This window comes from Pseudomonas fakonensis (assembly GCF_019139895.1).
GTDB classification, from domain to species: Bacteria; Pseudomonadota; Gammaproteobacteria; order Pseudomonadales; family Pseudomonadaceae; genus Aquipseudomonas; species Aquipseudomonas fakonensis.
This window is the reverse complement of sequence record NZ_CP077076.1, coordinates 1590877-1612725: the sequence shown is the minus strand read 5'-3', so window position 1 is coordinate 1612725 and position 21849 is coordinate 1590877. Positions and strand designations below refer to the sequence as shown.

Annotated in this window: 23 protein-coding genes and 1 pseudogene; 14 read left to right on the top strand and 10 right to left on the bottom strand. The window is 65.4% G+C overall.

Annotation, left to right across the window (positions count from 1 at the left end):
- Positions 1 to 69: 69 nt before the first annotated feature.
- Positions 70 to 600 (bottom strand): hypothetical protein, encoded by a 531-nt coding sequence (locus KSS94_RS07325; protein ID WP_217842356.1) that lies wholly within the window; start codon positions 598 to 600, stop codon positions 70 to 72.
- 62 nt (positions 601 to 662) lie between these two features.
- A complete protein-coding gene (locus KSS94_RS07320) occupies positions 663 to 1160 on the bottom strand; it encodes an ankyrin repeat domain-containing protein (RefSeq protein ID WP_217843537.1) in 498 nt (165 codons plus the stop codon).
- 293 nt (positions 1161 to 1453) lie between these two features.
- Between KSS94_RS07320 and KSS94_RS07315 the strand changes: the two genes are divergently transcribed.
- Positions 1454 to 1726: a DUF3509 domain-containing protein gene (locus KSS94_RS07315; protein ID WP_217842355.1), complete on the top strand. Its 273-nt coding sequence runs from the start codon at positions 1454 to 1456 to the stop codon at positions 1724 to 1726.
- Between the two features lie 115 nt (positions 1727 to 1841).
- On the opposite strand, the gene KSS94_RS07310 is transcribed toward KSS94_RS07315, so the two are convergent.
- The 3 genes from KSS94_RS07310 to aroC form a co-directional block, all read right to left on the bottom strand.
- Positions 1842 to 2378, bottom strand: coding sequence for an oxidase (locus tag KSS94_RS07310; RefSeq protein ID WP_217842354.1), 537 nt, complete (start codon positions 2376 to 2378; stop codon positions 1842 to 1844).
- Positions 2378 to 3532 (bottom strand): MFS transporter, encoded by a 1155-nt coding sequence (locus KSS94_RS07305; RefSeq protein WP_217842353.1) that lies wholly within the window; start codon positions 3530 to 3532, stop codon positions 2378 to 2380. The genes KSS94_RS07310 and KSS94_RS07305 overlap by 1 nt, the downstream gene beginning before the upstream one ends.
- Positions 3533 to 3651: 119 nt before the next feature.
- Positions 3652 to 4743, bottom strand: coding sequence for a chorismate synthase (gene aroC, locus KSS94_RS07300; RefSeq protein ID WP_217842352.1), 1092 nt, complete (start codon positions 4741 to 4743; stop codon positions 3652 to 3654).
- A 129-nt stretch (positions 4744 to 4872) separates the two neighbouring features.
- Here aroC and KSS94_RS07295 point away from each other — a divergent pair, with 129 nt between their 5' ends.
- Both KSS94_RS07295 and KSS94_RS07290 read left to right on the top strand, forming a co-directional pair.
- Complete coding sequence (locus KSS94_RS07295) at positions 4873 to 5832, top strand: alpha/beta hydrolase (protein ID WP_217842351.1); 960 nt, start codon at positions 4873 to 4875, stop codon at positions 5830 to 5832.
- A 119-nt stretch (positions 5833 to 5951) separates the two neighbouring features.
- Complete coding sequence (locus KSS94_RS07290; protein ID WP_217842350.1) at positions 5952 to 6734, top strand: hypothetical protein; 783 nt, start codon at positions 5952 to 5954, stop codon at positions 6732 to 6734.
- A gap of 84 nt (positions 6735 to 6818) precedes the next feature.
- On the opposite strand, the gene prmB is transcribed toward KSS94_RS07290, so the two are convergent.
- Entirely contained in the window at positions 6819 to 7727 is a 909-nt protein-coding gene (gene prmB / locus KSS94_RS07285; RefSeq protein WP_217842349.1) for a 50S ribosomal protein L3 N(5)-glutamine methyltransferase, read from the bottom strand.
- A gap of 179 nt (positions 7728 to 7906) precedes the next feature.
- Here prmB and KSS94_RS07280 point away from each other — a divergent pair, with 179 nt between their 5' ends.
- The 5 genes from KSS94_RS07280 (at position 7907) to KSS94_RS07260 (ending at position 10873) form a co-directional block, all read left to right on the top strand.
- Entirely contained in the window at positions 7907 to 8497 is a 591-nt protein-coding gene (locus KSS94_RS07280) for a cysteine hydrolase family protein (protein WP_217842348.1), read from the top strand.
- Between the two features lie 87 nt (positions 8498 to 8584).
- The gene (locus KSS94_RS07275) at positions 8585 to 8905 is read left to right on the top strand and encodes a hypothetical protein (protein ID WP_217842347.1); all 321 of its coding nucleotides are present in this window, start codon (positions 8585 to 8587) and stop codon (positions 8903 to 8905) included.
- Positions 8906 to 9267: 362 nt separating this feature from the next.
- On the top strand, positions 9268 to 9828 hold the full coding sequence (locus tag KSS94_RS07270) for a Smr/MutS family protein (protein WP_217842346.1): 561 nt from the start codon (positions 9268 to 9270) through the stop codon (positions 9826 to 9828).
- Positions 9829 to 9897: 69 nt separating this feature from the next.
- Positions 9898 to 10443, top strand: coding sequence for a GTP cyclohydrolase I FolE (gene folE / locus KSS94_RS07265; protein ID WP_217842345.1), 546 nt, complete (start codon positions 9898 to 9900; stop codon positions 10441 to 10443).
- Positions 10444 to 10501: 58 nt separating this feature from the next.
- Positions 10502 to 10873 (top strand): glutaredoxin family protein, encoded by a 372-nt coding sequence (locus KSS94_RS07260; RefSeq protein WP_217842344.1) that lies wholly within the window; start codon positions 10502 to 10504, stop codon positions 10871 to 10873.
- A gap of 139 nt (positions 10874 to 11012) precedes the next feature.
- Here the strand turns inward: KSS94_RS07260 and KSS94_RS07255 are convergent, their stop codons facing one another.
- Entirely contained in the window at positions 11013 to 11615 is a 603-nt protein-coding gene (locus KSS94_RS07255) for a glutathione S-transferase family protein (RefSeq protein ID WP_217842343.1), read from the bottom strand.
- Positions 11616 to 11762: 147 nt separating this feature from the next.
- Between KSS94_RS07255 and KSS94_RS07250 the strand changes: the two genes are divergently transcribed.
- The 5 genes from KSS94_RS07250 to pseI all read left to right on the top strand — a co-directional run bounded on the left by KSS94_RS07250 (position 11763) and on the right by pseI (position 17561).
- A complete protein-coding gene (locus tag KSS94_RS07250) occupies positions 11763 to 12953 on the top strand; it encodes a benzoate/H(+) symporter BenE family transporter (RefSeq protein ID WP_217842342.1) in 1191 nt (396 codons plus the stop codon).
- 211 nt (positions 12954 to 13164) lie between these two features.
- Entirely contained in the window at positions 13165 to 14304 is a 1140-nt protein-coding gene (gene pseC / locus KSS94_RS07245) for a UDP-4-amino-4,6-dideoxy-N-acetyl-beta-L-altrosamine transaminase (RefSeq protein WP_217842341.1), read from the top strand.
- Positions 14301 to 15005, top strand: coding sequence for a pseudaminic acid cytidylyltransferase (gene pseF, locus KSS94_RS07240; RefSeq protein WP_217842340.1), 705 nt, complete (start codon positions 14301 to 14303; stop codon positions 15003 to 15005). The genes pseC and pseF overlap by 4 nt, the downstream gene beginning before the upstream one ends.
- Complete coding sequence (pseG, locus tag KSS94_RS07235; protein ID WP_217842339.1) at positions 15002 to 16519, top strand: UDP-2,4-diacetamido-2,4,6-trideoxy-beta-L-altropyranose hydrolase; 1518 nt, start codon at positions 15002 to 15004, stop codon at positions 16517 to 16519. Before pseF ends, pseG begins: the two co-directional genes overlap by 4 nt.
- Positions 16512 to 17561 carry a pseudaminic acid synthase gene (gene pseI / locus KSS94_RS07230; RefSeq protein ID WP_217842338.1) on the top strand — a complete coding sequence of 350 codons (1050 nt, stop codon included), beginning with the start codon at positions 16512 to 16514 and terminating at the stop codon, positions 17559 to 17561. The genes pseG and pseI overlap by 8 nt, the downstream gene beginning before the upstream one ends.
- Positions 17562 to 17630: 69 nt before the next feature.
- On the opposite strand, the gene KSS94_RS27515 is transcribed toward pseI, so the two are convergent.
- The 3 genes and pseudogenes from KSS94_RS27515 to KSS94_RS07220 form a co-directional block, all read right to left on the bottom strand.
- Complete coding sequence (locus tag KSS94_RS27515; protein WP_437180003.1) at positions 17631 to 18494, bottom strand: methyl-accepting chemotaxis protein; 864 nt, start codon at positions 18492 to 18494, stop codon at positions 17631 to 17633.
- Positions 18492 to 18647 (bottom strand): annotated as a pseudogene (locus KSS94_RS27510) (HAMP domain-containing protein); the annotation flags it as partial. The gene KSS94_RS27515 and the pseudogene KSS94_RS27510, both read right to left, overlap by 3 nt.
- 1246 nt (positions 18648 to 19893) lie before the next feature.
- A complete protein-coding gene (locus tag KSS94_RS07220; protein WP_217842336.1) occupies positions 19894 to 20655 on the bottom strand; it encodes an SDR family oxidoreductase in 762 nt (253 codons plus the stop codon).
- Positions 20656 to 20834: 179 nt separating this feature from the next.
- Here KSS94_RS07220 and KSS94_RS07215 point away from each other — a divergent pair, with 179 nt between their 5' ends.
- Positions 20835 to 21836, top strand: coding sequence for an NADP-dependent oxidoreductase (locus KSS94_RS07215; RefSeq protein WP_217842335.1), 1002 nt, complete (start codon positions 20835 to 20837; stop codon positions 21834 to 21836).
- The last annotated feature ends 13 nt before the right edge of the window (positions 21837 to 21849 follow it).

Genomic DNA, 21849 nt, shown 5'->3' with positions numbered 1-21849 from the left:
TGTTGATTCAATGAGTTGTAGTTTGTTCCATGAAAGCCGGCTTGCCGGCGATTGCAGTCAACGTGCCGCTCAGACGTGCACAGCCACCTTCAACGCCTCCAGCGCCGGCTCCACCTTGATGCCCACGGCAGCGCCCAGCTCCAGCACCCGGGCCAGATCATGCTGGCCGACCATCACCATCTGCAGCTCATCGTCCAGCAACTGGCTGAAGTTCAGCAGCACATAACCGCCGGCTTCCTTGTTCAGCGCGCCCATCTGCACCTGGATGCGATTGAGCGCGGTCAGCGCTTCGGTGCGTGCCAGCTGCTTGGGTTTGAGGGTGAACGCCACGCTCTTGTCGAACGAGTCGCTGATCTGCTGGAACAGGTCTTGGTAGCTGTCGGCCTGGAACAGCACGGTGTCGGGCAGGCTGCCGACCACCACCCACTCGCCCAGGGCGAACGGGAAGCTGTCGTCGTAGTTGATGTCGGGGTTGGCGGCGAGAAACGCGGCGGGGTCGGCGTAGGCCTGGGCGGCCTCGTCGGCGATGCGCTCGATGTCTTCATCGCGCATGCAACCGGCGGCGATAAGGCGGATGAATTCGAGCAACTGGTCTTTCATTGAGGGGGCCCTGCGCATTGGCGTAAAAGGCGCCAAGGATAGCCGCAAATGCCCCCGGGCGGTTAGCCGGCGAGCGCTTCGAGGCGCGCTGCGGCGTCCACTGCGCCCATTGTGCGGGCGGCCATCAGTGCGGTGCTGCCGGCGGCGTCGCGGTGCGCCGGGTCGGCGCCCTGCTCAAGCAGGTAATCAACAATCGCCACGCGGTTGAACATGGCCGCCAGCATCAGCGCGGTACGGCCATCGGCGGCAGCGGCATCCACCGGCACGCCCTGCTCCAGCAACAGGCGGATCATCGCCAGGTCGCCCTTGAACGCTGCGCCGGCAATCGGCAACTGGCCGTTGTCGTTGGCGATCAGCGGGTCGGCGCCATGGGCCAGCAGCACCTGCACCGCATCATGGTGGCCGTGGTAGCTGGCCAGCATCAGCAAGGTGTCGCCCTTGTGGTTGCGCAAATCCGCCGGCAGGCCGCTGGCGAGCAGGCGCTCGAGCATCGCTGCATCGCCACGGCGGGCGCGCTCGAACACTTCTTCGGCGAAGGCTGCGGATTCTTCGGCGGTCATGGTGGCGGGCTGTTGATCGGACACGGGGAACCTCCTGGCATTTGAATGGGCCCAAGTGTTGGTCAGGCACTGCCAGTGGGTCAAAGGTTCAGATTCTATGGGGTGCAAAGGCTAAGGCTATCACCGTGCAAATTGCACTGTGCAAAATGCACGACCTTGCAGAATGCATGGTCCACAGTTTGTTAAATATATCTAACTAATTGTTTTATAAGTATTTTTTAGCGAGATAAAGCCTGGCACGGTCGCTGCAAACATCCACTCCACGTCTGCCCACACAACAGTCAGGAGTTGATATGGACCTCATCCAGGAAAAATTCGCCTCGGTCTTCAGCGCCTATAAGGTCGCCACCCAGCCCCGCCCCGACGGCGGCATCCTGTTGACCCTGCGCGCCGCCGACGGCAAGGTCACCCGCCGCGTGCTGACCTACGGCCAATTGCACAGCGCCGAGCAGCTGTCCTGGGCGATCAGCGCCATCCGCCGCGACCTGGCCGAGCAGGCAAGCGAGCTGCCGGTGATCTCGATGCTGCAGAGCCAGCAACGCTTCGCCCTGCCGACCTATCGGTGATTAGCGTTGCCTGCACCGGCCCCATCGCCGGCAAGCCGGCTCCTACAGGTACGCACGAGCCTGAAGCTCATGCAATCCATGTGGGAGCGGGCTTGCCCCGCGATACCGGCAACGTTCAAAGCTCATTCATACCCGCAAACAGCCGTGCACCGGCATCCCCGGTGAAGCGCGGCTGCATGCCCTGTTCACTGCCAAACAGGCGCACCGCCAGGCAGAACGGGTTATCCCCCAGGTCCAGCCAGCGCCGGGTGCCGGCCGGCACCACCAGCACATCATCCTTCTCGCACAACACGCCATACACATAGTCACCCACACGCAGGTTCAACTGCCCGCGCCCGCTGACCACGGCAAACACTTCGTCAGTGTCGTGGACATGCTCGTCGCGCAGGTCAGCCTGGGTCGGGTCGACGCCATCGCGGCTTAAAACAGCAAAGCCTGCGCTGCCATGCTCGGTCATCAGCCGGTCAATAGGGGCACGGCAGGCATCAAGCACTTCTTGCTGAGCGCAACCGGGGCGCAGTCGCGCGCCGCTGTCCCATCGGGCAAAACGCACGCCCTGTTCGGCCAGGGTGGCTTTGATGTCGTCGTGGTGGGTCAGCACCTTGTGTGCAAGCTCGGGGCTGGCGGCGTGGAAAACGCTGAGAATGCTCATCAGGGGTCGTTCCTGCTGGGTTTCGAACAAAGGCCAATGATAACGGCTGCCGCCAGCGCCGCGACGCTGGCCATACCAAAGGTGAAGTGCGGGCCCAGCAGTTTCCAGCTGTAGCCCGAGTAAAGTGCGCCCAATGCCCCGCCGGTACCCGAGAGTGCAGCGTACAAGGCCTGGCCCTGGCCCTGCTGGCGGGCACCGAAGCTGGCCTGCACGAAGGCGATGCTGGCGGCATGGAAGCACCCAAAGGTGGCGGCGTGCAGCACCTGGGCCAGCACCAGCACGGCGGGGACATCGGCCAGGTTGCCCAGCAGCAGCCAGCGCACGGCGGCCAGCAGGAAGCTCACCAGCAATACCCGCTGCACGCTGAAGCGCGCAAAAAGGCGGCTCATTGCCATGAACATCAGCACTTCTGCCACCACCCCCAGCGCCCACAGCAGGCCGATGGCGCCGCGGCTGTAGCCCAGGTGCTCCAGGTGCAGGGTGAGGAAGGTGTAGTACGGGCCGTGGCTCAGTTGCATCAGTGCCACGCAAATGTAGAAAGCCACCACGCCCGGCGCCATCAACTGTTTGACAAAGCCCCCGGCGCCACGGCGCTCGGCATGTTCGACCGGCTGGGCGTTGGGCACCCACAGACTGGCGGCGACGATGCCGGCCATGATGGTCACCAGCGCCACCGGGTAGATGTCCAGGCTCAGCCATTCGAACAAGCGGCCCAGGCCAACCACGGTGAGGATGAAGCCGATCGAGCCCCACAGCCGAACCTGGCTGTAGCGCGAGGTTTGCCCGTGCAGGTGGGCCAGGGTAATCACCTCGAACTGCGGCAACACTGCATGCCAGAAGAACGCGTGCAAGGCCATCACCAGCGCCAGCCAGGCGTAACTCTTGCCGAAGAAGATCAGTGAGAAGGTGGCCAGGGTAGACAGCGCGCCCAGCCGCACGATCAGTAGCCTGCGGCCGCTGCGATCGCCCAGCCAGCCCCACAGGTTGGGGGCGATGCAGCGCATCAGCATGGGAATGGCCACCAGCTCGCCGATGCGTGCCGGGGAGAAGCCCAGGTGGTCGAAGTACAACGCCAGAAACGGCGCGGTGGAGCCGAGCAGGGCGAAGTAGAACAGGTAGAAGCTGGACAGGCGCCAGTAGGGGATGGGGGGCATGGGTCAGGCTCTGCGGTTGTCTGTACCGGCCTCATCGCCGGCAAGCCGGCTCCTACAGGGAACGCGCGCATCCTGAGGACAACGCTGTACCTGTAGGAGCCGGCTTGCCGGCGATGGGGTCAGAGCTGGCCCAGCACCGGGGTGTTGACCTTCACATCGCCATTCTGTGCGCGGTGGCGCAGCAGGTGGTCCATCAGCACGATGGCCATCATCGCCTCGGCGATGGGGGTGGCGCGGATGCCCACGCACGGGTCGTGGCGGCCCTTGGTGATGACCTCCACCGGGTTGCCGTCGATGTCGATGGAGCGGCCCGGGGTGGTGATGCTGGAGGTCGGCTTGAGCGCCAGGTGGGCGACGATCGGCTGGCCCGAGGAAATACCGCCAAGGATGCCGCCGGCGTTGTTGCTGAGGAAGCCTTGCGGGGTCAGCTCGTCGCGGTGCTCGGTGCCGCGCTGGGCGACGCTGGCGAAGCCTGCGCCGATTTCAACGCCCTTGACCGCGTTGATGCTCATCAGCGCGTGGGCAAGCTCGGCGTCGAGGCGGTCGAAAATCGGCTCGCCCAGGCCCGGCATCACCCCTTCGGCGACCACGGTGATCTTGGCACCGACCGAGTCCTGGTCACGGCGCAGCTGGTCCATGTAGGCCTCGAGCTCCGGCACCTTGGCCGGGTCCGGGCTGAAGAAGGCGTTGTCTTCCACCGAGTCCCAGGTCTTGAACGGGATTTCGATCGGGCCGAGCTGGCTCATGTAGCCGCGTACGCGGATGCCCTGGGTGGCCAGGAACTTCTTGGCGATGGCGCCAGCAGCCACGCGCATGGCGGTTTCGCGGGCCGAGCTGCGGCCACCGCCGCGGTAGTCGCGCTCGCCGTACTTGTGGTGGTAGGTGTAGTCGGCGTGAGCCGGGCGGAACAGGTCCTTGATCGCCGAGTAGTCCTTGGACTTCTGGTCGGTGTTGCGGATCAGCAGGCCGATCGAGCAGCCGGTGGTGCGGCCTTCGAACACGCCGGAAAGGATTTCCACTTCGTCCGGTTCCTGACGCTGGGTGGTGTGCCGGCTGGTGCCCGGCTTGCGCCGGTCGAGGTCGTGCTGCAGGTCGGCCAGGGAGATGTCCAGGCCCGGCGGGCACCCGTCGACAATGGCGACCAACGCCGGGCCATGGCTTTCGCCAGCGGTGGTGACAGTGAACAGCTTGCCGTAGGTATTGCCGGACATGGACGCTCCGCGAAATCTGCCTGAGGTGAACGAAAGCGGCAGTATACGTAATTCAACCCGGGATGGGTTGCCAGAACCTTCCCCCGCAACGCCGGTCTTACCTTCACCTCCCCCACGCAGTCCCCCTCCATGAAGCGCCGCCTCACCGCCCTGCTCCTGCTGCTGTTTGCCAGCCTCGCCCAGGCTGCCCCCAGCGTGCTGCAACGCCCCATCGACCTGGACACCGGCCAGGGCGTGCTGCACGGCAGCCTGTTGCTGCCCCAGCAGGCCACCCCGCCACCGGTGGTGCTGATCATCTCAGGTTCCGGCCCCACCGACCGCGACGGCAACAACCCGGCCTCCGGGCGTATCGACAACCTCAAGCGCCTGGCATTGCTGCTGGCCGGCGAGCACATCGCCAGCGTGCGCTTCGACAAGCGCGGGGTGGCCGCCAGCCAGCCGGCCACCCCCGACGAGCGCGACCTCAGCGTCGAGCGCTACGTCGCCGACGTGGTGGCCTGGGGGCAGAAGCTGCGCCACGACCCGCGCTTCGGCCCGCTGATCCTGGTCGGCCACAGCGAAGGTGCACTGATTGCCAGCCTGGCGGCCGAGCAGGCCGGCGCCAGCGCGGTGATCACCCTGGCCGGCAGCGGCCGGCCGATCGGCGATGTACTGCGCGAGCAATTGGCCCAGCGCCTGCCGCCGGCGCAACTGGCCGGCGGCGTGGCGCTGATCGAGCGGTTGCAGGCCGGGCAGACCAGCCTGGATGTGCCGCCCCTGCTGCGTCAGGTGTTTCGCCCCAGCGTGCAGCCCTACCTGATCACCCTGCTGCGCCAGGACCCGGCAGCGGCCTTCGCCCGGCTCAAGGTGCCGGCGCTGATCGTGCAGGGGCGCAACGACGTGCAGGTGGAGGTGGCCGATGCCGAGCAGCTCAAGGCGGCCAAGCCCGACGCACAACTGGCGCTGATCGACGGCATGAACCATGTGCTGCGCATCAGCCCCAAGGGCATGAGCGAGCAGCGCGACAGCTACAGCAACCCGCAACTGCCCCTGGCCCAGGCGCTGGGCGAGCGCATCGTGCAATTCATTCAGCATCTGCCGGCGGCCTGAGGTTTTCCCCCGCCGGCACTCAGGTATGGGCAAAGGCTGCCGATAACTCAGCCAAGAAGCGGTGATCTGCGGCGAGTGTCGACGATCAACCGCGCGCCGAGCACTTGAGGATTGCCCTGATGACCGATGCCCCCGCCGCCGAGGCGAACGAAGAACAAGCCCCGGAAAGCGCCCCGCAGCCGTGGGCGGACCTGGCCGTCGAACACTTCCAGCTGCTGCGCCTGAACGCGCTGCCCACCGACCGCAACAGCGGCGCGCGCCCGCTGCGTTTCGTGCAGTTCGGCTACGCCGAGCGCCACGACAAGGCCCACAGCCTGCTGCGCCTGGAAGTGCGCCTGCCTGGGCAGAAGGTGCGCAAGGAACAGAACCAGCTGGACGTTCGGGTTGACCACGCACAGCGCCTGGTAACCATCGGCAGCGATGCCGGCCTGCAACTGGAGCCACTCAACCGTGGGGTTGGCCGCTACCTGCTGGCCCAGGCCGTGCAGTGGCTGCAGCACCGCTGCGCGCAGTACCGCATCGAGGGCATGAACCTGCCCAACAAAGACGCACTGAACGAAGACACGCGCCTGCGCCGCGACCATGTGCTACGCAGCGTCGGGCTTGAAGTGGAGTATGTCGAGGGGCAGTTGCTCAAGGGCCGCATCAAGGAGACCGCGGTAAGCCAGCTCAAGGGCGGCTGGAACACCGAGAAGGTCCAGCGCGTCGACATTCTGGAAGCCGCCGGCATGCTGCAGCAGGCCGAGCAGAACCTGATGGAGAAGGAAGCACAGCTGCGCGAGCGCGATGAGCGCGTGGCCAAGTACCGCCGCGAAGACAGCGGCTTGCGCTTTACCATCACCTGCCTGGTGGCGTTTGCGGTGTTCCAGGCGGGGTTGTTGATCTGGATTGCCACTCGCTGAACCACTTCTGACGCTATCGCGGGGCAAGCCCGCTCCCACGGGTACACTCGTGGGAGCGGGCTTGCCCCGCGATATTTTTCAGGGTCAGACCCGCGAAGCGAACAGCTCCTGATGCTGGCGGCACTGCTCGGCGGTCAGCATGAACACCCCGTGTCCGCCACGCTCGAACTCCAGCCAGGCGAAGTCCACTTCAGGGTACAGCGCCTCGACGTGCACCTGGCTGTTGCCCACCTCGACGATCAGCAGGCCCTTCTCGGTCAGGTGGTCGGCGGCCTCGGCCAGCATGCGCCGCACCAGGTCCAGGCCATCGTTGCCGCAGGCCAGGCCCAGCTCGGGCTCGTGGTGGTATTCGGCCGGCATGTCGGCAAAATCTTCGGAATCGACATACGGCGGGTTGGACAGGATCAGGTCGAAGCGCTGCCCCGGCAGGCCGGCAAACCCATCGCCCTGCACGGTGAACACGCGGTGGTCGAGGCCGTGACGCTCGATGTTCTGGTTGGCCACTTCCAACGCGTCGAAGGACAGGTCGGCCAGCACCACTTCGGCGTCCTGGAACACGTCGGCGGCCACGATGCCGATGCAACCGGAGCCGGTGCACAGGTCGAGAATGCGTGCCGGCTCCGCGGCAAGCCAAGGTTCGAAGCGCTTTTCGATCAACTCGCCGATGGGCGAGCGCGGCACCAGCACCCGCTCGTCGACGATGAACGACATGCCGCAGAACCAGGCCTCGCCCAGCAGGTACGCGGTCGGCACACGGTCTTCGATGCGGCGCTTGAGCAGGTGCTGCAGGCGTACCCGCTCGTCATCCTCCAGGGCGCAGTCCAGGTAGCTGTCGGCCACTTCCCACGGCAGGTGCACGGCGCCGAGCACCAGCAGGCGCGCCTCGTCCCAGGCATTGTCGGCGCCGTGGCCGAAGAACAGCTCATGCTCATGGAAGCGGCTGACCGCCCAGCGGATATGGTCGCGCAGGGTGCGCAGACGGGATGTGATCACGGGGGACTCCTTTTCAGACAGGACAAAAGTCTAACAGCCCACACCCCACAAATGTTCGCCGCAACCGCCGAATGGGTAGCCACAGGCCAGTAACCACGCCGTCTGCGTTGTCAACCATTCACATTGACGCCAAGGCAAGGGAGAATAGGTATACAAAAGCCCTACCCAAGGAGCCATTGATGTCCGTTCCAACCACGATGTTCCGCCTCACTGGCCGCGACTACCCGCCGGCCAAGCTGGGCCAAGCCAGCCTGATCGTCATCGACGCGCAAAAGGAGTACCTGAGCGGTCCGCTGGCGCTGTCGGGCATGGACGAGGCCGTGGCGAACATTGCCCGGTTGCTCGACGCCGCCCGCAAGGCCGGCCGCCCGATCATCCATGTTCGCCACCTCGGCACCGTCGGCGGGCGCTTCGACCCCCAGGGCCCGGCCGGCGAGTTCATCCCGGGCCTGGAGCCGCGCGAAGGCGAAATCGTCATCGAAAAACGCATGCCCAACGCCTTCAAGAACACCCAACTGCACGAGACGCTGCAGGAGCTTGGCCACCTCGACCTGATCGTCTGCGGTTTCATGAGCCATTCCAGCGTCAGCACCACCGTGCGCCGCGCCAAGGACTATGGTTACCGTTGCACCCTGGTGGAAGACGCCTCGGCCACCCGTGACCTGGCGCTCAAGGACCAGGTCATCCCGGCTGCGCAGATCCACCAGTGCGAAATGGCCGTGATGGCCGACAACTTCGCCTGCGTCGCCCCCACCGCCAGCCTGGTCTGAGCCGCACCGCCCGGCGGACGGGCGGAACCCGAAGGCCGGGCGCAGGTCGAACTCCGGATCAGCTACAGCAGATTCCGAGGAAAACCCATGAAGCTCAAAGGCAGTTTCGATGCAAGGCGCCTGCGCCAGCGTGAGCCCGGCAACTGGGGCGCGCGCCTGGCCGCGGCCTTCAGCGTGCTGCTGGCCACCCTGGGCATCCTTCTGGCCATGGCCGGCGTCGCCGGCCTGCTTGGCAACTACGCAGCGCTCACCGAACTCAACGCCAACCGCCCGCTGGCGGCGACCCTCGCCGTGGCCGGGCTGTTGCTGTTGTACTTTGGCGTGCGCTTCTGGCGGCGCAGCCGCATTCGCCTGCGCCGGGCCAACGGGTTGAACCTGTCGCCGCATTTGATGAAAAAGCACGATTGACCTGCACCGACCCTATCGCCGGCAAGCCGGCATAGAACAAACTACAACTCATTGATTCAACACGGCCCCTGTGGGAAGCGGCCTTGCCGGGGCGCCGTCCGGTCGAGATGGGGCGCGAAGCGGCCCCAAGTTCTCGGCCTCATGCAAAGTTACCGGGGCTGCTGCGCAGCCCATCTCGACCGGACGGCGCCCCGGCAAGGCCGCTTCCCACAGGGCCGCGGTGCATCTGCGAAACTAGTTCCCTGCGCGACAGCGCAGCCGGAAGGGCTGGATAATCTCCTACAGAGGACCCGCAATAGGCCGCCACGGGCAACACAACCCTGCCCCACTCGCGTAAACTACGCCGCCCACGTGGAGGCAGCATGCAAGACGACGATTTTTCCCTGTTCAGTGCCGAGGTGCGCGGCGTCAAGCCGATCAAGCACGACCGCGCCGAGGTCGGCAAACCCAAGGCCGACCGCAAGCAGCTGGCCGGCCTGCGCCAGGCGGCGACCATTCGCAGCGACCAGCCGCTGGTGATCGACGGCCTGTCCGACCAGTTCGTCATCGACGTGGCCGCAGAAGACGAGCTGATGTGGCGCCGCGACGGCGTGCAGGAAACCCAGTTGCGCAAGCTCAAGCTGGGCCAGATCGCCTTCGAGGGCAGCCTCGACCTGCACGGCATGAGCGTCGAGAAGGCTCGCGAGACGCTGTGGGACTTCATTGCCGAAGCAACCAAGCTGGAAGTACGCTGCGTGCGCGTCACCCACGGCAAGGCCGCGCGCATCGACGGCAAGCGGCCGATGATCAAGAGCCACGTCAACACCTGGTTGCGCCAGCACCCGCAGGTGCTTGGCTTTGCCTCGTGCCAGGCCCGTCATGGTGGCACCGGCGCGGTGTACGTGATGCTCAAGCGAACCATGCTCGAAGGCCGCGACGAGTGATATCGCGCTTGCAGCGCCGCCGCCGCCGCCGTACCCTTCGCCTTTGCGAAATTTTCCACAGGTAGATCCATGTCCCTGGAACAGAACTACACCGAGATCCTCAGCCAACTGGGCGAGGACGTCTCCCGCGAGGGCCTGCTCGACACGCCCAAGCGGGCTGCAAAGGCCATGAAGTACCTTTGCCGCGGTTACGAACAGACGCTTGAAGAAGTCACCAACGGCGCGCTGTTCACCTCCGACAACAGCGAAATGGTGCTGGTCCGGGACATCGAGCTGTATTCGATGTGCGAACACCACATGCTGCCGTTCATCGGCAAGGCCCACGTTGCCTACCTGCCCAAGGGCAAGGTACTGGGCCTGTCCAAGGTGGCGCGCATCGTCGACATGTTCGCTCGCCGCCTGCAAATTCAGGAAAACCTCAGCCGCCAGATCGCCGAGGCCATCCAGCAGGTTACCGGTGCCGCAGGCGTTGCCGTGGTGATCGAGGCCAAGCACATGTGCATGATGATGCGCGGTGTCGAAAAGCAGAACTCCACCATGCTCACCTCGGTGATGCTCGGCGAGTTCCGTGAAAACGCCTCCACCCGCAGCGAGTTCCTCAGCCTGATCAAGTGATCGGCGCAGGTTTCAGGCCGGCCCTTGAGGTCGGCCTTTTCATTTTCAGGAGTTGCCCATGATCGTCAAAGCCCTGCGGGTCGGCCTCGGCCAGCTCATCGTGTTCGGCGACTGGATCAGCCGCCCGGCGAAGAAAAAGCGTGATGCTGCAGCCCAGTCTGCGGTCGAGCAGCAGGCCAAGGGCCTGGCGCTGTACCAGTTCCATGCCTGCCCGTTCTGCGTGAAAACCCGCCGCACCCTGCACCGCTTGAACGTGCCGGTGGCGCTGCGCGATGCGAAGAACGATGAAGTGCACCGTCAGGCGCTGCTCGAGGGCGGCGGCCGGGTGAAAGTGCCGTGCCTGCGCATCGAAGAGGACGGCAAGGTGACCTGGATGTACGAGTCCAAGGACATCATCGCTTATCTGGACAAGCGCTTCGCCAACGCCTGATCACCCCGCTCCCACAGGGCCCGCACAACCCTGTAGGAGCCGGCTTGCCGGCGATGAGGCCGGCAGCCCTGGCACATATGTGCGGGTTGCAGGCCCGGCCCTATCGCCGGCAAGCCGGCTCCTACAAAGGGCGCGTTTCTCAGTCGACCATCGGCACATGCCGTGGGTGGCTGGCCACCCGCGCCAGCCAGGCGCGTACCGCCGGGTACTCGGCCAGGTCGAAGCCGCCCTGGTGAGCCACGTGGGTGTAGGCGTACAAGGCCACATCGGCAATCGAATATTGCTCACCGACCAGGTACGGCGTCATCTGCAACTGCCGCTCCATCACCCTCAATGCCTTGTAGCCGCCCTTGTGCAGCTTGCGGTATTCCTCCACCCGCTCATCCGGCAGCCCCAGGTAGAACTGGATGAACCGGGCCACGGCAATGTACGGCTCGTGGCTGTACTGCTCGAAGAACTGCCATTGCAGCACTTGTGTGCGCAGGCGCGGCTCGCCGGGCAGGAACTCGCTGCCATCGGCAAGGAAGTTGAGGATCGCGTTGGACTCCCACAGGCAGGTGCCATCCTCGAGCTTGAGCACCGGCACCTTGCCGTTGGGGTTCATGGCCAGGAACTCGGCGGTCTCGGTCTCACCCTTGAGAATGTCCACCGCGTGCCACTCGTACGGGCGGCCCAGCAGGCTGAGCATCAGCTTGACCTTGTAGCAGTTGCCCGACTGGTAATCCCCATAGACCTTGTACATCGCCCCCTCCCCTTTAACGCAATTGCGCAGTAGTCGCCAATAGTTGGCGACTGTACGGCTAAATGCAATGCCTGCTGTATGGCAAGGATCACGCCGGACAGCGGTAGCCTGAAAAAACTGCTTACACCTGTACAAGGAATTACCCCCATGACCGAAGTCACTTCCGCCCGCTTGCGGCCCCTCGCGGACAGCTCCCCCTCGGCGGTCGTCGCCGGCTTCATTGCCATGCTGACCGGCTACACCAGCACCTTGGTGCTGATGTTCCAGGCAGGCCAGGCTGCCGGCTTGACCCAGGGGCAGATCTCCTCGTGGATCTGGGCGCTGTCGATCGGCATGGCGGTGTGCACCATCGGCCTGTCGCTGCGCTACCGCACCCCGGTCACTGTGGCCTGGTCGACGCCGGGGGCGGCGCTGCTGATCACCAGCCTGGGCGGGGTGAGCTACGGCGAAGCCATCGGTGGCTACATCACTTGCGCCCTGCTGGTGCTGATCTGCGGGGTGACCGGCAGCTTCGAACGGCTGGTGCGGCGCATCCCGGCGTCGCTGGCCTCGGCGCTGCTGGCCGGCATCCTGTTCCGTATCTGCAGCGAGATTTTCGTGGCCGTACAGCACCAGACCCTGCTGGTACTGGCAATGTTCATCAGCTACCTGGTGGCCAAGCGCCTGGCCCCGCGCTATTGCGTACTTGCCGCGCTGCTGGTGGGTACCGCGTTGTCCGGCGCCCTGGGCCTGCTGAACTTCAGCGGCTTCAAGCTGGAGGTAGCGACCCCGGTGTGGACCACGCCGAGCTTCTCGCTGGCGGCGACCATCAGCATCGGCATCCCGCTGTTCGTGGTGGCGATGACCTCGCAGAACATGCCCGGCGTGGCCGTGCTGCGCGCCGACGGCTACCAGGTACCGGCCTCGCCGCTGATTTCGGCCACCGGCCTTGCCTCGCTGCTGCTGGCACCGTTCGGCTCCCACGGCATCAACCTGGCGGCCATCAGTGCGGCCATCTGCACCGGCCCGCATGCCCATGAAGACCCGAACAAGCGCTATACCGCAGCGGTGTGGTGCGGGATTTTCTACGGCATTGCCGGCATCTTCGGCGCCACCTTGGCGGCCCTGTTCGGCGCCCTGCCCAAGGAACTGGTGCTATCGATCGCCGCGTTGGCGCTGTTCGGCTCGATCATGAACGGCCTGAGCGTGGCCATGGGCGAGGCCCGCGAGCGCGAGGCGGCGCTGATCACCTTCATGGTGACGGCGTCGGGGCTGACCCTGTTCTCCATCGGCTCGGCGTTCTGGGGCATCGTGGCCGGGGTGGTCACCTTGCTGATACTGAGCCCGCGCAAGGGCTGACTACGTCATCGCGTCGAGCCTGCTGCCTGCGCTGAACCTGTAGGAGCCGGCTTGCCGGCGATGAGGCCGGTACAGGCAACACAAGTCAGTCCCCCCATGGATTCGCCGCAGCGCCTTCAGGATCGATACTCGCTTGCCGATACCCTGCATAGGAGCTGTGGCGGTTACCATTGCCACCCTCACCCGGTAAACATGTGATGTGGCAGAGCTTATGATTCCTTACGGTCGACAAAATATTACTGAGGCGGATATCTCGGCAGTCGTCGAGGTACTCCAGTCGACCTGGCTGACCCAGGGGCCCGGGATCGCCGAGTTCGAACGCACCGTGGCCAAGGCCTGCCAGGCCAGCCACGGGGTGGCAGTGTGCAACGCCACCTCTGCCCTGCACATCGCCTGCCTGGCCCTGGGTGTCGGGCCGGGCGACCTGGTCTGGACCAGCCCCAACACCTTCGTGGCCAGCGCCAACTGCGCGCGCTATTGCGGCGCCGATGTCGATTTCGTAGACATCGACCCCGCCACACTGAACCTCTGTACGAGCAAGCTTGCGTTGAAACTCAAGGCCGCGCGTGACGCCGGGCGCCTGCCCAAGGTGGTCATCCCGGTGCACTTCGCCGGGCGCAGCTGCGACATGCAAGCCATCGCCGCACTGGCGAAAGAGTACGGCTTTGCCATCATTGAAGACGCCTCCCATGCCGTAGGTGCCTCGTATCAAGGCGTGCCGGTGGGCGCCTGCCATTACAGCGACATCACCGTTTTCAGCTTCCACCCAGTAAAAATCATCACCACCGCCGAAGGCGGCCTGCTGACGACCAACAACACCGCCCTGGCCAAACGCCTTGCCAGGCTGCGTTCCCATGGCATCGCCCAAGGCCCCGAGCAGTTGGTCAGCGAGCCTGCCGGTGCCTGGGAGTATCAGCAGGTCGAACTGGGCTTCAACTACCGCATGACCAACCTGCAGGCCGCCTTGGGGGTCAGCCAGATGGCCCGTCTGGATGCGTTCATTGCCCGCCGCCGGCAGTTGGTGCGCCAATACCACACCCTGCTGGCCGACCTGCCGGTGGTGCGGCCGCAAGCCTGCGAAGCGTCGGCCTGGCACCTGTACCCGATCCGGGTCCCCGCCGAGCGCCGGCTGGAGGTATTCAACACCCTGCGCGCCGCCGGGATCTGGGTGCAGGTGCATTACATTCCGGTGCACACCCAGCCGTATTACCGTGCACTGGGCTTCGGCCCTGGCGACTTCCCGGAGGCTGAGCGGTATTTCAGCGAAGCGTTCAGCCTGCCGTTGTTCTACGAACTTACCGATGAGCAGCAGTTACACGTGGTCAACACGTTGCGCGAGGCTTTGCGGTGAACATCGCAGTGATTCCTGCCCGAGGGGGCAGCAAACGCATCCCGCGCAAGAACATCAAACCCTTCTGCGGCCGCCCGATGATCGCCTGGTCGATCCTGGCGGCGCAGCAAAGCGGGTTGTTCCAGCGGATCATCGTCTCGACCGATGACCCGGAAATTGCCGAGCTGGCCCGTGCTTACGGGGCCGAAACACCGTTCGTGCGGCCGCCCGAGCTCTCCGACGACCACGCCGGCACCACCGAGGTGGTGGCCCATGCGGCGCAGTGGCTGAATCAGCGAGGCGTTGCCTTCGATGCACTGTGCTGCATCTACGCAACCGCCCCACTGCTGCACCCTGCCGACTTGTCCCGGGGCCTGGAGGCACTGCAGTCAGGCAACTGGGCTTACGCGTTTTCGGTAAGCGAATTCGCATCCTCGGTGTTTCGCGCCTTTCAGGCCCTGCCTGAAGGCGGGCTGGGCATGCTGTTCCCCGAACATTTTCCGACCCGCTCCCAGGACCTGCCCTCTGCCCTGCACGATGCGGCGCAGTTCTACTGGGGGCGCCCGGACGCCTGGCTGCAACAACTGCGCATCTTCGATGCCCATTCAACGCCGGTACTGCTCCCGCGCTGGCGGGTTCAGGACATCGACGACATGGATGACTGGGTGCGCGCCGAGCTGATCTTCAAGGCCATCCAGGCACAAGCCGGGGCGCAGGCGTGAACATCGCCTTGCGTGTGGATGCCGGGCTGCAGATCGGTACCGGCCATCTGGTGCGCTGCCTGACCCTGGCCGATACGCTGGCACAGCGTGGGGCGCGCTGTGTGTTCCTGTGCCGCGACCTGCCGGCCTACCTCGTGCAGTGGGTGCAGGCACGTGGTCACAGCCTGATCCCCCTGCCCGTTCACCCTGACCAGCCTTGCGACACGGAGCTGGCCCACGGCAACTGGCTGGGTGCCAGCCAGCCTGGCGACGCGGCTGACAGCCTGGCGGCCCTGCAAGGCACCTGGTGGGACTGGCTGGTGGTCGATCACTACGCCCTGGATGCCCGCTGGGAAAAGCTGCTCAGGCCTGCAGTACGGCGCATCCTGGTCATCGATGACCTTGCCGACCGCAAGCATGAGTGCGATGTGCTGCTGGATCAGAACTTCTACACCGACCTGCACACCCGCTATCAAGGCAAGGTGCCCGAAGCCTGCCAGCTGCTGCTGGGCCCGCGCTTCGCCCTGTTGCGCGAAGAGTTTCGCCTACTGGGCAAGACCACGCCGCCACGCGCCGGCGCGCTCAGGCGCCTGCTGGTGTTCTTTGGCGGCATGGATGCGCACAACTTCACTGGCAGGGCCCTGGCTGTACTGGCCGAGCTGGCCCTGCCCGGCGTGCAGGTCGATGTGGTGATTGGCGAGCAGCACCCAAAGCGGCTGGCCATCGAAGCGATGTGCCAGGCGCAGGGGTATACCTGCCATGTGCAAACACCGGCCATGGCCGAACTGATGGCCAGCGCAGACCTGGCGATCGGTGCAGGCGGCATTGCCTGCTGGGAACGCTGCTGCTTAGGCTTGCCGACCCTGGCGCTGAGCACCGCCGCCAACCAGACGCAACAGCTCAAGGATGCGGCAGGCCAGGGGCTGCTCTACAACATCGAGGTTGCGGACAACCTGGCAGAGGCATTGAAACTGCACCTGCAGGCCCTTATCGGCAACCCGGCGCTGCGCCGGCTCTTGTCCGTCAATGGCATGGCCGCAGTCGATGGCGACGGCCGGCTGCGTATCGCCGAACACATGGGCTGCACGGGCATTTCGATACGTGCGGCCGAGCAGCGCGATGCTGCCGCGCTGCACCGCTGGCGAAACCACCCGGCCATACGCGCCGTATCCAATAACTGCGATGAAATTGCCTGGGCAGACCACTGCCGATGGCTCGGCGGCGTGCTGGCCGACCCGCAGCGGCACCTGCTGATCGGTGAAGTCGAGAGCCAGCCGGTGGGCGTGGTGCGCTTCGATGTTCAAGCCGATCAAGCCGAAGTCTCGATCTACAAGGTTCCCGATGCAGCCATGCCCTGCCGCGGCGCCGACCTGCTGCGCTGCGCGCAGGACTGGCTGGTTGCACAGCACCCCGAGGTGACAGGCGTGCACGCCCAGGTCAAAGGCGGCAATATGCCCTCCAATGGGTTGTTCAACGCAGCAGGCTACGACGTCGACCACACCCGATTCATCAGGAAGCTCAAGCGTGATGTCTGAATTCAAGATTGCCCAGCGCGCCATCGGCCCGCAGCACCCACCGTTCGTGATCGCGGAAATGTCGGGGAACCACAACCAGTCGCTGGAACGAGCGCTGGAGATCGTCGAGGCGGCTGCCCGCTCGGGCGCCCACGCCCTGAAGATCCAGACCTACACCGCCGACTCGATGACCCTCGACCTGAACGAGCGGGAGTTCCACATCAGCGACCCGGGCAGCCTGTGGGCCGGGGTGTCGTTGTATGAGCTGTATCAACGGGCGGCGACGCCCTACGAGTGGCATCAGCCAATTTTCGACCGGGCCAGGGAGCTGGGCATGATCGCCTTCAGCACGCCGTTCGACGCCAAGGCCGTGGACTTTCTCGAAACACTGGACGTGCCCTGCTACAAGATCGCCTCGTTCGAGAACACCGACCTGCCGTTGATTCGCCGGGTCGCCGCCACCGGCAAACCGATGATCGTTTCCACCGGGATGGCCAGCGTGGCAGAGCTTGAGGAGCTGGTGCAAGCCGCCCGCCAGGCCGGTTGCCGCGACCTGGTGCTACTCAAGTGCACCAGCACCTACCCGGCGTCACCGCAGAACACCAATATCTCGACCATCCCCCATCTGCGCGAGCTGTTCGGCTGCCAGGTCGGGCTGTCGGACCACACCCTGGGGGTTGGCGTGTCGGTGGCCAGTGTTGCCCTGGGTGCGACGGTGATCGAAAAGCACTTCACCCTCGACCGTGCGGACGGCGGCGTGGACAGCGCCTTTTCGATGGAGCCTGGCGAAATGCAGCAACTGGTGGTGGAAACCGAACGCGCCTGGCAGTCGATCGGCACGGTCAGCTACGGGGCCACGCCGGCCGAAGAAAAGAGCCGGGTGTTTCGCCGCTCGCTGTACGCCAGCGAGGACATTGCCGAGGGCGAGATGCTGTCGCCGGCCAACGTGCGCATCATCCGCCCCGGGCTTGGGCTGGCGCCCAAGCATGTCGAGCAGGTCATGGGCAGGCGTGCGCGGCAGGCGATCAAGCGCGGCACGCCGATCAGTTGGGAGTTGATCTGAGGCCCGCACACACATGGATCGCGTGATCTTCAGGTACAGCGCAGGCCTGAAGGTTGGTTGATCGCAGGCTCACAACCTGAAATGCCCGACCATCCCTTTCAGGTCATCCCCCAACCGTGCCAGCTCGATGCTTGAGCGGGCGTTGTCGGCCATCGCCAACGCCGCCTGATCGGCACTGCCGCGAATCTGCGTGACGCTGCGGCTGATTTCCTCGGCCACCGAGCTCTGCTGCTCGGCAGCAGCGGCGATCTGCTGGTTCATCTGCTGGATCAACGACACCGCCGCCGCAATGCTGCCCAGCGCGCTTTCGGTCTGCAGCGCATCAGCCACTGCCAGGCGTACCAGCTCGGTGCTGCCACGAATCTGCGTCACCGACTGCTGGGCATTGCCACGCAGGCTGGCTACCAGGCGCTCGATCTCTTCGGTGGACTGCCGGGTACGCCGGGCCAGGGCCCGCACCTCGTCGGCCACCACGGCAAAACCGCGCCCCTGTTCGCCGGCGCGGGCCGCTTCAATGGCTGCGTTAAGTGCCAGCAGGTTGGTCTGCTCGGCGACGCTCTTGATCACCTCGAGCACGTCACCGATGGTGTGGATCTCGGCGCTGAGGCTGTCGATGCCGCTGCTGGCGGTCTCTGCCGCAGTCACCAGCTGCTCGATGCGCTGCATGCTCTGGCGCACCACCTCCTGCCCGCTGCCGACCTTGTCATCGGCGGCCTGGGCCGCCTGGGCCGCCTGCTCGGCGTTGCGCGCCACATCGTGCACGGTGGCGGTCATCTGCTGCATGGCGGTGGCCACCTGCTCGGTTTCGTCCTTCTGGCTGCCGACTTCACGGTTGGTCTGCTCGGTCACCGCCGACAGCGCCTGGGCGCTGCCGGCCAGTTGTTCGATGCCCTGCTGCAAACCGCCGACAATGCCGGTGAGGCCTTCGGCCATCTGCTGCATGGCCTGCTGCAACTGCCCCACTTCATCCTTGCGCGGCGCCTCGGCCTCAATGGCCAGCTCGCCTGCGGCGATGCGCCGGGCGCGCTCGATCACCCGGCGCAGCGGCGCCACCACCGCACGGGTGATCAGCCAGGCGGCCAGCATGCCCACCAGCAGCGCAAGGCCAGTGGCGACCATGATGGCCACGGCATTGCGCGCAAGCTCGCCCTGCATGGCCTGCTCCTGGGCGGCGTATGCCTGGTCGACCCGGGCAGTGGCCTGCCCGGCACGCGCCTGCAACTGCGCCTTGATACCCTGCTCCTGGCCGAGCAGGTCGGTGTATTCGTTGAGCTTGTCGGAGAAGCTGGCAATGTGCCCGGCTACCTCGCCGAGCACGCTCTGGTAGCCGGCGTCATCGATGCTGCCCTTGAGCTGCTCCACCAGCCCTGCGGCCTCGACGGTCTGGGCGATGCGCCCCTGCCCCCCCTCCTCGCTGCCCTTGCGGCTCTGCTCCAGGCGCACGCGGGCCTCGTCCATGGCCTGCAGCATCAACCGCGACACCTGCGCCACCTGGGCGGACTGCTCGAGAAACTCGCTGCCCTGCTGGCCCTGGGACTGCTTGAGGGTGTAGGCGCCGTCGTCGGCCAGGCCCGACTGCAGCACATCGAGGTTGTTGGCGACGCTGGAGACCGACCAGCTGGCCATGTCCAGCGCCAGCTCCTTGGCCTGTACCGCCTGGACGAACTGATCGAAAGCCTGGCCGTAGGCGGCCAGCTCGCCCTCGGCAGCGGCCAGCGCCGGCAGGCTGCGGGCGCGCTCGCTCAGCGCTTGCAGGCCGGTGCGCAGGGCGTCGGCCTCCTTGATGTCGGAGCGCAGGGCAAAGGCTTGTTCGTGCTGGCGCAGGCGCAGCAGGTCGGTGTTGAACTGGGCCATCTGGCGCAGGCCGTCAAAACGCTGGCCGACGTGGGTCAGGGCGTAGACGCCGAGGGCGGCTACCACCAGGGTCAGCAACAGCACCAGGGCAAAGCCCAGGCCGAGCTTGCGGGCCATGCCCAGGTTGGCCAGAACACCCGGTCTGCGCGTTGCCATCAGCGATCCTCCCGTTGCGCGGGGACTCGCCAAGCGGCCCCCGACCTTTATCAACAGAGTGACAACCCCTGTGTCCCTGTCACAAGGGCTTGGCGCCAGAATGGTGTCATTTGGCTATGAGCGTGTCGCTTTCAGGCCGATGGAGGTCGCCCTGCGTGCCGGAAGTGCGCCAGGGCCTGCCGGGCCTGCCTGTAGGCGACACAAGGGATCGCATAACTCCCAGGGCTGTACTGAACCTGTAGGAGCCGGCTTGCCGGCGATAGGGCCGGCACAACCAGCACAAGACATTTGCTCCCACAGAACGCTCAACCAATGGCCAGGCTCAGATCGCCAGCGCACCACCGTCGACGGTCAGGCTATGGCCGGTGGTGAACGCCGCGCCATCGCTGCACAGATACAGCACCGCACTGGCGATTTCCTCCACCTTGCCGATACGCCCCACCGGGTGCATCGCCGCTGCGAACTCGGCCTTGCGCGGGTCGGCTTCATAAGCACGGCGGAACATGTCGGTGTCGATCACCGCCGGGCATACGGCATTGACCCGGATGCCCTTCTTCGCATACTCGATGGCCGCCGACTTGGTCAGGCCGATCACCGCATGCTTGGAAGCGGCATAGATGCTCATCTTGGGGGCCGCCGACAGGCCGGCCACCGAGGCCGTGTTGACGATCGCCCCGCCGCCCTGGGCCAGCAGCAGCGGCAGCTGGTACTTCATGCAAAGCCATACACCCTTGACGTTGACGCCCATGATCGCGTCGAACTCGGCTTCGCTGCCTTCGGCCAGGCGGCCCTTTTCAATCTCGATGCCGGCGTTGTTGAAGGCGTAGTCCAGCCGACCATAGGCCTGGATGGCTTGCTCGTGGAGCTGGCGCACATCGCTATCCCGGGTGACATCACAGGCCACGAACAGCGCCTCACCGCCGGCCTCGCGAATCTGTGCCACCGTGGCTTCGCCACCGGCCGCATCACGGTCAGCCACCACCACCTTCAGGCCTTCGGCAGCGAACGCCTGGGCTGTCGCCCGGCCAATACCGGCCGCACCACCGGTGACCAGGGCGACCTGGCCGGAGAAAGTCATGCTCATCACGGGCTCCTGCAATGAAGAAATCGGGTCGGAAATGAGTCTAGTCAGGGGCACACTGGCCTGGGCAGCATCATCAGGGGCGCAGTTGTACTACTATCGTTGCCGGTGATCTTGCGTGACGCGGCCCATCAGCGCGGTCAATCATCAACCCCCCATGCCTCGTTTCAGGAGAATTCGCCATGCCCCCTTCCAACCGCCGCTTCCTGCTTAGTCAACGCCCGGTCGGCGCCGTGCGCCGCGACGACTTCACTTACGAGCAGGTGCCGGCTGCCGAGCCGGCTGAAGGCCAGGTGCAGGTGAAGAACCTTTACCTGTCGCTGGACCCGGCCATGCGCGGCTGGATGAACGAAGGCAAGTCGTATATCCCACCGGTGGGCCTTGGCCAGGTGATGCGCGCCCTCGGCGTGGGCGAGGTGGTGGCCTCGAAGCACCCCGGCTTCAAGAAAGGCGAGCATGTCAGCGGTGCCCTTGGCGTGCAGGACTACTTCACTGGCGAGCCCCAGGGCCTGCACAAGATCGACCCGCGCCTGGCGCCCCTGCCGCGCTACCTGTCGGCGCTGGGCATGACCGGCATGACCGCCTATTTCGCCCTGCTGGATGTCGGCCAGCCCAAGGCCGGCGAAACCGTGGTGATTTCCGGCGCTGCCGGCGCGGTCGGCAGCATTGCCGGGCAGATTGCCAAGCTCAAAGGCTGCCATGTGGTCGGCATTGCCGGCGGCGCGCAGAAGTGCCAGTACCTCAAGGACGAACTGGGCTTCGACGGGGTGATCGACTACAAGGCCGAGGATGTACAGGCGGGCCTGAAACGCGAATGCCCCAAGGGCGTCGATGTGTATTTCGACAACGTTGGCGGCGATATTCTGGACGCGGTGCTGTCGCGCCTGAACTTCAAGGCGCGGGTGGTGATTTGTGGCGCCATCAGCCAGTACAACAACAAGGAGGCGGTCAAGGGCCCGGCCAACTATCTGTCGCTGCTGGTAAACCGCGCGCGCATGGAAGGCTTCGTGGTGATGGACCACGTGAAGGAATACGGCAAGGCCGCGCAGGAAATCGCCGGCTGGCTGGCCAGTGGCGAGGTGAAGAGCAAGGAAGATGTGGTGGAGGGGCTTGAGACCTTCCCCGAAACGCTGCTCAAGCTGTTCAGCGGGGAGAACTTCGGCAAGCTGGTGCTGAAGGTCTGAGGCAGCCTGCATC